This window comes from Philodulcilactobacillus myokonensis (genome assembly GCF_027923585.1).
Taxonomy (GTDB): Bacteria; Bacillota; Bacilli; order Lactobacillales; family Lactobacillaceae; genus Philodulcilactobacillus; species Philodulcilactobacillus myokonensis.
The window spans coordinates 112,791-126,100 of the sequence record NZ_BRPL01000004.1 but is presented as its reverse complement, the minus strand read 5'-3'; the positions used below and the strand labels follow the sequence as shown (position 1 = coordinate 126,100).

The window sequence follows — 13,310 nt, the reverse complement described above, 5'->3', positions numbered from 1 at the left end:
TTAACTTTAGTTCTTTAAATGTAATTGGAGTCTGTTGTAATTTATCATGGTGATTGAATAATTCCAAAGCAAATTGAGAGGCTTAAGGTAATCCTAAATGATGTTGCTTTAAAAATGGAATATTTTGAAATAATTTTTTTGGAGTAGTTGATTGAAGTAATTTTCCATTTTGCATCACGATTACTTGATCTGCGTAATTAGCGACGTCATTCATTGAATGTGTCACCATAATAATCGTTACGTGCTGTTCTACTTGTAACGATTTAATAATTGCCATTATTTGTCGGTGACCATTAGGATCTAAACCGGCAGTTGGTTCATCAAGGACTAATATTTTAGGATGGAATGCTAAAACACCAGCTAATGCCACCCTTCTCATTTGACCTCCTGACAATTCCAATGGTGCTTGGTGAAACCAATGTTCATTAACGCCAAGTAGTTTTAAACTATCCTTAGCATTTTTAATTGCAATGGATTTTTTAAAACCAAAATTAATGGACCCAAATGAGACGTCATCTAAGACCGTTTTAGCAAATAATTGGTGTTCTGGGAATTGAAAAATAACACCAACTTTTTTCCTAAGTTCATATAAATTAGCATCATCAGTTTTATTATCAATGTGAAAATGATCAATAATTACCTCACCCTTGGTTGGATGAAGTAGTCCATTTAAATGACGAATTAATGTTGATTTACCACTTCCAGTCTGACCAATTATAGCCGTTAAACTACCTGTTTGAATATGAAAATTAATATTTTTTAATGCTTCAAATGGCTGCTTAGCATTTTGATGGTAAACATAGCTTACATTTTTGAATTGGATTGCCATATTGCACCAATTAACTCCTTTCGATTCATGAACCATTGATTAAACTTCATTCCATGGGATGATAAATATTTCTGGATTTTAATATCTAATGGCTGATCCAATCCACAATTTTTTAAGAGGGATGCTTTTAAAACCCCTTCTTTTGGATTTCCACTAAATTTAATTCGACCATGATTTAAAATTATCATATAATCTGAAAATTTAACTTCATTAATATCATGGGTAATTGCTAATACCGTCATTTGATTTTGACTCTGCATATGTTTAACTAATTGTAATAGGGATGTTTTCCCTGCAGGATCCAACATGCTTGTCGCTTCATCTAAGATTAATATTTTAGGTTGTAAAACCATTGCTCCTGCTAATGCCACCCGTTGTTTTTGTCCGCCAGATAATTCTTCTGGTTTATGATTAATAAAATCTAACATTTGAACCTGCTTTAAGATTGATCTTACTTTTTTAAGCATTAAATCTCTATTCATTCTTTGATTTTCCAATCCAAAAACGACATCTTCTAACACGGTTGATCCAACAAATTGATTTTCTGGATTTTGAAACACCATTCCAATGTTGGAACGGAAATCATCAGCGTTATTTTCATTTAATTTTCGATCAAAAATTTTAATTTGACCATCTTGCTGCTGTAATAAACCGACTATTAATTTTATTAAGGTTGATTTACCACTCCCATTGCTGCCGAGCAATGTTGACCATTTTCCTTCTTGAATATTTAAATTGATATGATTTAAGGCTAAATTATGATTTCGATGGTACTTAAATGATAAATTTTTGATATTTATAGCATTGTTATGCAAAATATTTCTCCTTTATTTAATAAAAAAATCAGTATAATAATATTATTATACCGATTAATTGATAATTAATCATCACGTTTTACAAAATGTAAAATTGGATCAGCAATTAACGGAGTGACAATGGCGGACAGGATAGCTTCCGGGATACCATTTGTGCCAACAACAATTAATAGTAATTTTCCAATCATTGCCGGGTTTGATGCGCCATAAGCTTTCGCTACTTCCGGGGTGCGGTAAAATAAATAAATCATGCCAAGAACCAAAATGGTATTTAAAAGTGCGCCCAATAAACCTGTAATGATCATATTTATGCTTGTTTTTTTAATAATATGACCGAATAAGATAAACAAATATCCAGCAAATAAGCCAACTAAGATTCTGGGTAGGATTGAAATCAATGGATTAGTAAATACTAATGGTTCAAACGGACTGCTTGGTGCGGTGAAAGCTTTAATTAAAGATAAAAATCCCCAAACTCCACCGACAATTCCACCATCAACTGGTCCTAATATAATTCCAGCAATAATGACCGTAATTTGAATGGTAGTTAAGCTTAATGGTCCAACCGGACTGTATCCAAATAAAGGAATATAATTTTGGATAATTATAAATGCAATAAATAATGCTAAAATTGAAATTTTGTACGCTTTTGTATGATTTAACAAATTGTTTATTCCCTTCTTTTGAAATGTTTATTTGTTGTTATATTAGTTTTTTATTTATGTTTTTCGATTTAGTTAAAGTAACAAATAACATATAATCTTTAATAAAAGAAAAAGAAAGCAATAGCAACGTTTAATAATCTAATTTATTTTATAAAATAACGGTATGAAACAAGTTGTTTGTAACTTATTAATCACTGATTCGTTTAAAATACAAATAAAATATTACTCATGTGATTAATTCCATTCAAAATACAATTACGGTTTCAATCACTATAATATTTTATTTTTTATCAATATCTTTATAATAATTAAAAGAGATTAGGATTTTTATCCCAATCTCTTTTAATTTTATATTGTTATCTCTACATCATAATATAATTACAAAAAAGATAATGATGAAATTAAATTCCAAGCAATATGAATTCCAATAGTTCGTCTAACATCGCCATAATGATAATAATCGTTGGTAATTACTATTGATAATATTAAATATGATACAAATCCCATTATTAGTGACCTTATTTGCAAATTACTATGATAATTAGTAGTAATGATTTGAACAATAAGATGAACTAAAATAAACAAGAAAAAAGAAATCCAAGCCATATATAATCTATGCTTATGATATGAAATATCTCCATATTTATGTCTAATTGTTTGAATGGGTCCAATAAGAAGTAATCTAAATACAGTTTCTTCAATAACAGGAGCAATTATAATTGATAAGATTAAAATCCATATTAAGCTAATATTTGAATTTTCTGCTGTATTATTTATGGATTGTTGATTAAGTGTAGAAGAAAATTGCACATTAAAGATCATTACAATAAATGCATATAACGCATATAGAAAAAGTATTTGAATAATTCTTATTAAAGTAATTTTAAAATATTTACTTATTTTTATATTTTGGGGTAATCCAATTGCTATATTGTGTTGAGAATATTTATTAAATTTCAAAACAATAATTAATAAAATAATTAATAAAATTATATCAACAAAGAAGCTAATATATTCATTTATGTGAAAAATCATAGTAAATAATTCAAATAAATTAAGTAAAATTTGTTCTCCAAAGAAGAAAAGCAATATTAAAATTAATGTTATTGTCCATTTCAGCCAATGATCTTTACCTTGTTCTTTTATAAGTTTACTAAAAATATCTAACATCTTCTTTTTGATTATTAGTTTTTCTTAATTTGTAATTTTTGATAAATAAAATAGCTAGCCAATAATAATATAATATCAATTAATGAGCTATAAAAAACAGTAGAAAATATATCAGAATAGAACATTTCTAATTTATTAAATATCGAAGAATCAGAAATCATAAAAATAATAGAGAATAGTATCAGAAATGGAATTACTATTCTCAATAATAATTTGATTTTTTTAGAAAATAGTGATCTAAAACTTCCCCATACAATTCCAATTAAGGACATCCCCATAATATTTAATAAACTAATTATAATGAACCAAATAATTGAAGAATTAAAATAATCATGATTATAAATTGTAATAAAATTTTGTGATACTAATGTTGGATTGAATTTTAATATTTCATCAATTAATAAATCAATAAAAGTATAAACAACGGAAATAATAAATACAGATGAAATTCTTGCTTCCCAAAATGTGGTTCTTGAAATTCCGTTTTGAATTAAAAATTTAAAATTACGATATGTGATTAATGAATAAATAAGAATGAATATCCAAGAAGCATAATCAATTAAATTTAAAATTCCAAAGTTTAAATTTATGATGCTATCTAACCTATTAAAAATAAGATCAATTATAATCGATAAAAATATTGAACCCATTATAAAAAATATATAAAAATAACCAGCCGCCTTTAAATCTTTTCTTAAAAATAATCTAGTTATTATTGATATTTTCATGTTATTTAGCCTTCTTTACCTATATTTGATAAACAAATTAATAATCGTTGTAAATTCATCTTTTCAATTTTGATATTAAATGATTTTGTTTGATTATTAATATGATCATAAACATAAAAAGTACTTAACTTGCCCAAATTACGTTTACCTATTACATTCAAATTTCTTGTATACTGCTTAACATCATCTTTAGACCCGGTTATAGCAAATGAATTTTTCATTATTATTTCAATTGAATTATTTAAAATGATTTTCCCATTATTAATAAAAATAACGTAGTTCAATAACTTAGATATTTCATTAATTAAGTGACTCGATATAATAAATGTTCTTGGATTATGACTATAGGTATTAATCAAAGCTTCATAAAATAAATTTCTATGATTAGCATCTAATCCCAAAGTTGGTTCATCTAATAAAACATATTTAACTGGTACGCAAAAAGCAACTATAATTTTACAAATTGTGCGATACCCAGTTGATAATTTTCCAAATTTAAGACTTAAATTTAAATCAAATTTTTTAGACAATAATTTAGCAAATTTAAAATTAAAGTTTCCATATATTTCATTAGTTAAGTTAAATATTTGTCTTACTTTAAGAGATGGTGAATACATATCATCTTCATTTAAAAGATACATTTGCTGTAATGCAACATCATTATTATGAATATTATGTCCATTTATTGAAATATAGCCTGAAGTAGGCAAAATCCTTTCAGTCATTAAATTCATAAGCGTCGACTTACCGACACCATTATTACCTAATAATCCATAAATTGCTTTATTTTTAAATTCTAAATTAATATTTTTTAAAACATTTTGATGGTTAAAAACTTGATTTAAATCATTAATTTTAATTTCAGTCAATGTTGATAACCCCTTTTTATTAATTTAATCAGATCATCTTCTGTAAATCCTAATTCACGAGCTTCTCGAATAATTTTAATTATTTTGCTTTGGTAAAAATTATTCTGACGCTCTTTTTTTATTTTTTCTTTAGCGTTTTGAGTAACAAACATCCCACGACCACGATGCTTAACCAAAAGATTTTTCACTACTAAAAGATTCATCCCTTTTAATACCGTCGCCGGATTGATATGAAAAGTAGTCGAAATTTCGGTTGTGGATGGAATCCTAGTACCTGCATTAAAACTACCATTCAATATTCCTTCTTCGATTTCATTGGCAACTTGCAAATAAATTGGTTGGGTGCTATTAAAATTTAGATCCATTCAATTTCCTTCTTCACTTTTAAAAATAATTATGCTAAGATGCTGATTAGTTAATTACTTATGTAACTAACTATATAACTAAATACTTATCTCGTCAAAATACTAATTATTAGGGAGTAATTTAATATGTCTTTCAATGTTATATTAATTATTATTGCATTATTATGTTTACTTGAAATTTTCGTTATGTCTGATACGAAACATTTTTGGTTAGGAAGTATCATCCCAACACTATTTTCAATTGGTACAATTTATTTAATGGTATCAAATCATAGTTATGGATTAAGTGATTGGTTCTATGTTTTATTCATTATCGCTATTTCATACGTTTGGATTTGGGGATATGGTTATAAAAGACATCAAAAAAAGATTAATAAAAAGAAATATAAAAGCAATGTTAAGTAGGAATTATTATGGAAAAAATATCAAATCAAAAACAATTAATGCCAATTGTTAAATTTACAACGAAGAGAAACATTAAAAAAGCATCATATTGGGCAGCTATTATATGGCCAATAAATTTACTAATTATTTTTATACTTTTTAATATAACTAACTATAGTAAATTACAATTTATGAAATTAATTATAAACAATTATTTTATTATTTTGGGAATTTCAATCTTACTAATGTCATTTGTTTTTTCAAATATTATTGGCTATGAAATTCAAAATGATAGTTCATCTAAAATTAACGAATTTTTATGGTCAATATGTGATCCTAAAATCCAATTTACCGGACGATTATTAGGAATTATTAATTTAGTATCCATTACTATCATTATTTATATAGTTTACACTATGATTTTTATGCAACTTATCCCAGAAATGGGAAATATAATTATGGCAATTCCATCTTTTATTGGACTAATTAAATTATTAATCATGATCATTATCTTTGTTGAAGCAATTGGTTGGGAATTACTTATTTCGGCACATTTAAGCATTAAAATTAAAAAACGGAATCGATTATCGCAATATTTATTACCTCTATATGCTTATATTATTTGCTGCTTAATTATTGCAATTTTAAAAGCATCTCATAACTTAATTTTTTCTTATTTATCCATATTTATTTTCCCGATTCTTAGTCAAATTAATAGTTGCAGATTACTATTTACAAACGATAATTTAATTTTAATTATAATTGCAATTATTTTTCAATTTATAATGCTAATAAAGTACTTTTATTATGTTAAAAATAAATATCAATCTCAAATTGAATTAAATTAGGGGAATTTAATATGCAAACTTCATCCTTAAATCAAATTTTTGTTATTGCAAAACACGAAATAAAATTTCAAATTAAATCATTTATATATTGGACTACAATATTTTGGCCAATTATTATAAGCATTACCATAATCAAATTTTCTGGAAAACATTTTCATATTAATCAAATTTCAAATTCACAAGTAAAAGCAAGTCTGGGACTATTTATTCCATTTTTTATTTTTATGATTTGTATATCCTATGTATCCATCATTGCAAACCTAGTCGCGCAGGATAAAAGCAATAAAATTTCGGAAATGATGATGTCCATTGTTAGCGCTAAAGAACAGTTGCTTGGTAAAATATTAGCAATTTATTTTCTAGTATTATTACACATGTTAATTTATGGCATTCTATTTTTTATATATCAAAAAGTATCACCATCAATAATCTTAAATTTATTTTTAAAAAATATTTCAATTCCATTTTTATTTTATATTGGATTAGATATTTTAGTGTCACTGTTCATTATTCTTATTATGACGGCTGAAATTTCATCATTTATCACTGATGAAACTCAAACAGCCATGGCAATTATTCCTGTAATGATATTAGTTACATCTGGAACAGTAATTGCTCAATTTTTTAATCAACCTGGAATAATTGATTCTGGAATAAATTTTTCAAGAATTTTTATTAATATTATTTTCATGATTCCACCAACAGGCTCTTTTGTAGAGCCAATACTACTCACAAATGGAAATTTCTCATATTTTGAAGCCTATTTCAATTTAATTATCCAAATAGTAATTTCACTTATTTTATTAAAGCCAACGATTAAACATTACCAACATGGATTGTTGTCATCTAAGCATGGCAACCCGTACTTTTTAGATATGGAAGAATCAATGAAAAATAAGCACTAAAAAGGAATGAATTAATAATGTTAGAAGTATCGCATGTTACTAAAAGATTTGAACATTTTAATGCTGTTTCTGATTTGTCATTTCAAATTAAACCTGGAGAAATTTTGAGCTTAATTGGCCAAAACGGTGCTGGTAAATCAACGACATTTCATATGATTTTAAATTTTATCGAACCATCTGAAGGCAAAATTTTATGGAATCATAAACCAATCTCAAAAGTTAAACATAATCTAAGTATTGGTTATATGCCAGAAGAAAGAGGTTTATATCCTAAAGAAAGTATTAAAAGTCAAATCGATTACTTTGCAGCATTACATGGAATGGGAAGATTTGATGCCGAAGAATTATTAGATCAATGGATGAAAAAATTAAATGTTGTCGGCAAACCATCATCAAAGATAGAATCACTATCTAAAGGAAATGCTCAAAAAGTACAGTTAATAGCATGTTTAATGTTTAAACCTGATTTACTCATTTTAGACGAACCGTTTTCAGGATTAGATCCTGTCAATGCTCAATTATTAATTAATGCCATTTTAGAAGCCAAAAATAATGGTTGTTGTATCATTTTTTCTACTCATAACATGGAAAATGTTGAAAAATTATCAGATTACATTGTAATGCTTAATCATGGACAAACCGTTTTAAAGGGATTCCCACAGGAAATATATAAGCATTTTGGACGGATCAAATTAGATATTGAAGGATATAAATATTTAAATAATCTAAGACAATTTAATGGAATTCGAAACTTTAGAATTAAAAACGAAACGGCACATATCACTTTAGATAATCAAGAAAATGGAAAATTTATCTTTAAGAAAGTGACAAGTGACGGTTATATACCGGTTTTTAATCAACATTACCCTAGCCTTGATGAAATTTTTAAATGGGAAGTAAAAAATAACAATAAATAGCTTCATAAAATAATATTTTTTCAAATTTATTGACGATATTACTTTACAAACTAAGAATGTATATGTAGAATTTTTTATAGAGGTGAATTATATTGTCAGTAAAAATTAGAAAGGTAGGTACATCAAATGTTTTGACTGTACCTAATGATATTAAGGCTAAAAGTAAAAAGTATGATGTGTTTTCAGGTAGAAACGGCGCAATTATTTATTTACCGGTTGGTGAAAACCCTTTTACTAATGCCGATTTTTTAAGTCGACACCAGTTCAACGGTGACCAAACTGGTTTTATACAAGATGGGAGTATTAGTAAGTAATGAGTTATGTTCCTAAGATTCAAGACATTGTTCAAACTAAATTAAATGGTTCTAAACAAAAGATGCCAGCCGTTGTTCTAAGCATATCTGGATATTCGAAAATCACTAATTTAGTAGTTGTTGCCCCAATCGTTAAAGAAGCTAATGAAAGTCTAAAAGATTACTTCATTCCAATTAAATCTGGAAGTATTGAAGGATTTATCAATCCTTTCCAAACATTTACTTTGGATTTAAAACGAAATGATGTCAAATTTACAAAGTTAGTTTTACCTGATGCATTTTTCTTTGAAATTATTAGAGTTCAAAAAATGATTCTAAACCTTTAATTTATCCATTAAGAAAGGCACCTAAAGTATTTAGGTGCCTTTTTTAGTGGATAAATATCACTAATAATCATTTTAAAATTTACAAGAATGGGGATTTTTGTTCATGAGAAAAACAAAAACGTTATTATTAACTACTTCAATCATCGCTGGTTTAGGATTAACAGCTGGCTTTAATGCAGATGCTAAAACTATTAGTCAAAAAGCGTCAGCAATGGGAGCTAATCATCGTGTTTCTGAAGTTTTTAATCACATGTATTCAGATCATGATCATGCTAATGATAGTTCATACTCTCCTGATATTTTAAATTTCAAGAGCGGTAATCAAAGAATTAGTTTAAGAAATAATTCTAAACTATCTAAAGCAGTTTATAACGCATCAATTGGGACTATTCAAAACGTCACTGTCACACCTGATAATCATTATCTTTTTGTTGTTTATCATCAAGTCAGTGGCGATGATAATTCAATGAAGGGACAAATTGTTCGTTTTAATATCAGCCATCCTGAACAACAAAAGAAAAGTTCTATCATGAATTTAGGTCATGGCCAATCGCTTGCATATAACCCGACTAATAATAAATTATATATGATTATTTTAGGAAGAGCATCTGCATACCGAGCTAAAGTCATGGAAATGAACCCATGGTCATTAAAACCAATGCAAACCATTAATATTCATTCAAATTCATATTTAATCAGTGATCAATTAGCTTTTGATCGAAAGGGAAATGCCTATAGTTACACCAAAACATATAGTGATCAATCCGGAAAAGACAGCTTGAGAATTTATAAAGGGAAAATAACTAAACGAACCGTTCATTTTAATCTCGTTCAAGCCGTTCGCCATGCGCCAGGTGGTAACGACGAAATTGCTAACACCCCACAATCAATGGCATATAATCGTAAAACCAACCGTCTTTACTTTGTATCAAACGGTGAAGTATTATCAGTTCCTGTCAACAAACTTGGTCATCTAAAATCAAAAGATGTTAAATCAACCGTTTTCAATACTAATGCAGAATTTGAGGGTTTAACCTTCACCAAAAATGGTCACCCCTATTTAACAACTAGGTACAAAATTTTTAGTTCCAATCGAACATTTTAAAACAAACATACAAATCAAAAATAAAGCTCTCCAAACTTCGTAGTTATAAATTAGTTTAGGGAGCTTTTATTTTTTAGTGTCTAATTATTATTAATTTACCTCCGTTTTTTCTCAATTAACCAGTCCAAAAATAGAATTAAAATTATGATGGCATCATCCCAAATTGATGCGGTAATTAAATCATTAATATTAAACCGCCTATCAATCAACGTAATGATTACAATTCCAATTATGTTGCCGATCACCATCACCAAACTAATGGTGGTCCTTAAATATTTCATTAAGGTTTGTTTAATTGAATGATAATTAAAATTAATTGCTAGAACCCGTTTCATTCAAATCACTTCTTTTAACTAGAATGCTGGAACATTGACGCCCTTATAAATTTTATGGATTTCTTTTCGAACCGAATTAGTTTGGTAAGCTTTAATTACTTTTTGATAATCTGGATTATTCTGATCGCCAGCACGAGCAACAATCACATTAATCCATGGTTTATTTTTGGGATTATCTTTATTAGGTGCAATTTTAAAAATTGAATCCTTCATTGGATTTAATCCGACTGCTTGGACAAAATTACTGTTGGTAATCCCCACAGCAAAATTAGGCAATAATTTCATAATGGCAGCTGGATCAACTTCGATAATATCTAAATGACGATCATTTTCAGTGATATCATTTAAAGTCGGTAAATTTCCCTTAGCTGGATTAGTTTTAATCAAACCAGCTGATTCTAATACTTTTAATGCACGTCCCGCATTAGTTGAATCATTCGGAATCGCAATTTTATCGCCATCTTTGATTTGGCTAACATTTTTAATCCGTTTAGAATAAATATTTAAAGGTGACAAATAGGATTGGCCGATCACTTTGAAATGATAATGCTTAGTTTTCTCTTCTTGACCTAGAAAAGCATAGTGTTGAAATGCATTTAAATCTAATTGGTGGTTGCTCAGTGATTCATTAGCAGGAATCCCATCGTTAAAAATAACCGGTTCAACTTTTACATGTGCTTTTTCGGCTTTTAGGTTCCGATTGACTTGGTTCCAAATGGGATTATCCTGGGTCCCAACGACACCAACCTTAACGACTTTTTCAGATGATGAAGTATGAATCCCCGTCAATAAAAATCCGCCGACAATCAAGATCAAAACAATTAAAGTTATCTCTTGAACACGGTAATGATGCTTCATGGTTGATCCTCCTTAATGAACTAATTTCTGACTAATCAGCGTGCCGGCAATTTGAACAATGCTAACCAAAATCAACAAAACGATAATACAAGCAATCGTGACATCAAATTGATTTTGCTGATAACCATATTGAATTGCAAAGTTACCAATACCACCACCACCGACGACACCAACAATGGCCGTTAATCCGATTAGACTAACAATTGTCGTGGTTGAGACCCGTGCAATTGCTGCACTAGTTTCACGTAAATAAATTGATTTAACGATTTGCCACTTGGTTAAACCAATGGCTTCACCAGTTTCAATCAAACCAGTGTCTAATTGATTCAATGCTGTTTCAATTTGTCGGACGAAGAATGGCGTAATCCCGACAATCAGTGGAAAAATAGTGCCTTTAACACCAATTGCAGTTCCTGAAATCCAAGTTGTCGTTGGAATTAAAGCAACGATTAGAATGATGAACGGAATGGAACGAAAAAGATTAACAATTTTATCTAAACAATTCCAAATGACACGATTGGGAGCAATTCCTGATGATTTGGTTACGACTAAAACAATGGCCAACAATAAACTAATCACAAATGAAATCAAACCAGAAATAATAACCATTTCAATTGTCTGAAGAAGCGATGTCCGAAAAGCATCTAAATTAGCAATGACGTTAGGAAATAATTTGTTGAGCATTGTTAAACACCTCCACTTCAATTTTTTTATGTGAATTTAAATACTTAATTGCATCTGAAACATTTTGGTGTTCACCACTTAAAATAATGATTAAACCACCTAACAATTTTGATTGAATTAATTTAATATCACTCAAAATAATACTGGCATTAACTTGAAACCGCCTCGAAATGATTGAAATTTCTGGTTCAGCGGTGGTGCCATCAATAAAGGTTAATTTAATTAGTCGTTGTGATGGTTTTAATGCAACCGCTTTTAATAATGATTTTGAAACCGACAATTTGGAAGTTGTATTAACAAATTCCCTTGTTAACTTCGATTGTGGTTTGGCAAAGATTGAATAAACATCTCCCTGCTCCACAATTTTGCCACCGTCTAAAACGGCAACACGGTCACATAAATTTTCAACAACGTCCATTTCATGGGTTACAACAACCAAAGTGATCCCTTTTTCACGATTTAAACACTTCAATAATTTTAAAATTGATTTAGTTGTTTTAGGATCCAATGCACTGGTGGCTTCATCACAAAGAATTACCTTTGGATCATTAATTAATGCCCGCGCAATCGCTACCCGTTGTTTCTGTCCGCCAGATAATGCTGCTGGATATTCCTTTGCTTTATCTGATAACCCCACTTGTTTCAATGCTGCTAACACTTTCGATTGAACAACTTTCGAATTTAAATGATTATATTTGATTGGCAGAGCAACATTATCAAAAATAGTTCTTGAGGGCATTAAATTAAATTGTTGAAAAATGACCCCAATCTTTCTTCTGAGTGCCAACAATTTTGGGTTATCAAAATGATTAACGATGTTCCCATCAAATTTAACCAATCCCTTCGTTGGTTTTTCAATTCCATTAATACAACGAATTAACGTTGATTTACCGGCACCGCTGTATCCAATAATGCCAAAAATTTCACCTGATTGAATCGATAAATCAATATCTTTTAAAACTACTTGTGATTTTTGATCATCAAGTTCAAATCTTTTATTAACGTGCTGCAAATCAATTAAGCTCAATTTAAATCCCTCCTTAAAAAGAAAACACCCCTAACTTTAATTAAAAGCTAGGGGCGTAAAATTACGCTGTACCACCCATGTTCAGTAATCAGTGATTACTCTCCATTTAATTTTGATTCAATTGTAAAATTAAGGACCATCTTCATAAAATCTAGTGTTATCTCTC

At 28.6% G+C, this 13,310-nt stretch carries 18 protein-coding genes; 7 read left to right on the top strand and 11 right to left on the bottom strand.

Going from position 1 to position 13,310, the window contains the following annotated elements; translation table 11 throughout:
* Nucleotides 1-82: 82 nt before the first annotated feature.
* The 7 genes from WR164_RS07815 to WR164_RS07785 form a co-directional block, all read right to left on the bottom strand.
* Nucleotides 83-829 carry an energy-coupling factor transporter ATPase gene (locus tag WR164_RS07815; RefSeq protein ID WP_286137054.1) on the bottom strand — a complete coding sequence of 249 codons (747 nt, stop codon included), beginning with the start codon at nucleotides 827-829 and terminating at the stop codon, nucleotides 83-85.
* Entirely contained in the window at nucleotides 805-1,644 is an 840-nt protein-coding gene (locus tag WR164_RS07810) for an energy-coupling factor transporter ATPase (protein ID WP_286137053.1), read from the bottom strand. Before WR164_RS07810 ends, WR164_RS07815 begins: the two co-directional genes overlap by 25 nt.
* 65 nt (nucleotides 1,645-1,709) lie before the next feature.
* Complete coding sequence (locus tag WR164_RS07805; protein ID WP_286137052.1) at nucleotides 1,710-2,309, bottom strand: ECF transporter S component; 600 nt, start codon at nucleotides 2,307-2,309, stop codon at nucleotides 1,710-1,712.
* Nucleotides 2,310-2,687: 378 nt separating this feature from the next.
* Complete coding sequence (locus tag WR164_RS07800; RefSeq protein ID WP_286137051.1) at nucleotides 2,688-3,479, bottom strand: CPBP family glutamic-type intramembrane protease; 792 nt, start codon at nucleotides 3,477-3,479, stop codon at nucleotides 2,688-2,690.
* 14 nt (nucleotides 3,480-3,493) lie between these two features.
* Nucleotides 3,494-4,207: a hypothetical protein gene (locus WR164_RS07795; protein WP_286137050.1), complete on the bottom strand. Its 714-nt coding sequence runs from the start codon at nucleotides 4,205-4,207 to the stop codon at nucleotides 3,494-3,496.
* Nucleotides 4,208-4,212: 5 nt separating this feature from the next.
* On the bottom strand, nucleotides 4,213-5,076 hold the full coding sequence (locus WR164_RS07790; RefSeq protein WP_286137049.1) for an ATP-binding cassette domain-containing protein: 864 nt from the start codon (nucleotides 5,074-5,076) through the stop codon (nucleotides 4,213-4,215).
* On the bottom strand, nucleotides 5,073-5,441 hold the full coding sequence (locus WR164_RS07785) for a GntR family transcriptional regulator (RefSeq protein WP_286137048.1): 369 nt from the start codon (nucleotides 5,439-5,441) through the stop codon (nucleotides 5,073-5,075). The genes WR164_RS07790 and WR164_RS07785 overlap by 4 nt, the downstream gene beginning before the upstream one ends.
* A gap of 126 nt (nucleotides 5,442-5,567) precedes the next feature.
* Between WR164_RS07785 and WR164_RS07780 the strand changes: the two genes are divergently transcribed.
* From WR164_RS07780 to WR164_RS07750, 7 genes are all read left to right on the top strand, one after another.
* Complete coding sequence (locus tag WR164_RS07780; protein WP_286137047.1) at nucleotides 5,568-5,846, top strand: hypothetical protein; 279 nt, start codon at nucleotides 5,568-5,570, stop codon at nucleotides 5,844-5,846.
* A gap of 8 nt (nucleotides 5,847-5,854) precedes the next feature.
* Entirely contained in the window at nucleotides 5,855-6,673 is an 819-nt protein-coding gene (locus WR164_RS07775) for a hypothetical protein (RefSeq protein ID WP_286137046.1), read from the top strand.
* Between the two features lie 11 nt (nucleotides 6,674-6,684).
* Entirely contained in the window at nucleotides 6,685-7,578 is an 894-nt protein-coding gene (locus tag WR164_RS07770; RefSeq protein WP_286137045.1) for an ABC transporter permease, read from the top strand.
* Between the two features lie 17 nt (nucleotides 7,579-7,595).
* Nucleotides 7,596-8,495, top strand: coding sequence for an ABC transporter ATP-binding protein (locus tag WR164_RS07765; RefSeq protein ID WP_286137044.1), 900 nt, complete (start codon nucleotides 7,596-7,598; stop codon nucleotides 8,493-8,495).
* Nucleotides 8,496-8,587: 92 nt separating this feature from the next.
* Nucleotides 8,588-8,809 (top strand): antitoxin of toxin-antitoxin stability system, encoded by a 222-nt coding sequence (locus WR164_RS07760; RefSeq protein WP_286137043.1) that lies wholly within the window; start codon nucleotides 8,588-8,590, stop codon nucleotides 8,807-8,809.
* Complete coding sequence (locus tag WR164_RS07755; protein ID WP_286137042.1) at nucleotides 8,809-9,135, top strand: type II toxin-antitoxin system PemK/MazF family toxin; 327 nt, start codon at nucleotides 8,809-8,811, stop codon at nucleotides 9,133-9,135. Before WR164_RS07760 ends, WR164_RS07755 begins: the two co-directional genes overlap by 1 nt.
* Nucleotides 9,136-9,238: 103 nt before the next feature.
* Entirely contained in the window at nucleotides 9,239-10,240 is a 1,002-nt protein-coding gene (locus WR164_RS07750) for a hypothetical protein (protein WP_286137041.1), read from the top strand.
* A 95-nt stretch (nucleotides 10,241-10,335) separates the two neighbouring features.
* Here the strand turns inward: WR164_RS07750 and WR164_RS07745 are convergent, their stop codons facing one another.
* From WR164_RS07745 to WR164_RS07730, 4 genes are read right to left on the bottom strand one after another with little or no spacing between them, the layout of a single operon-like run.
* Complete coding sequence (locus WR164_RS07745) at nucleotides 10,336-10,575, bottom strand: hypothetical protein (RefSeq protein ID WP_286137040.1); 240 nt, start codon at nucleotides 10,573-10,575, stop codon at nucleotides 10,336-10,338.
* A gap of 18 nt (nucleotides 10,576-10,593) precedes the next feature.
* Nucleotides 10,594-11,433, bottom strand: a complete 840-nt coding sequence (locus tag WR164_RS07740) for a MetQ/NlpA family ABC transporter substrate-binding protein (protein ID WP_286137039.1) — start codon at nucleotides 11,431-11,433, stop codon at nucleotides 10,594-10,596.
* A 12-nt stretch (nucleotides 11,434-11,445) separates the two neighbouring features.
* Nucleotides 11,446-12,117 carry a methionine ABC transporter permease gene (locus WR164_RS07735; RefSeq protein ID WP_286137038.1) on the bottom strand — a complete coding sequence of 224 codons (672 nt, stop codon included), beginning with the start codon at nucleotides 12,115-12,117 and terminating at the stop codon, nucleotides 11,446-11,448.
* Complete coding sequence (locus tag WR164_RS07730) at nucleotides 12,095-13,144, bottom strand: methionine ABC transporter ATP-binding protein (RefSeq protein WP_286137037.1); 1,050 nt, start codon at nucleotides 13,142-13,144, stop codon at nucleotides 12,095-12,097. Before WR164_RS07730 ends, WR164_RS07735 begins: the two co-directional genes overlap by 23 nt.
* Nucleotides 13,145-13,310 lie beyond the last annotated feature (166 nt).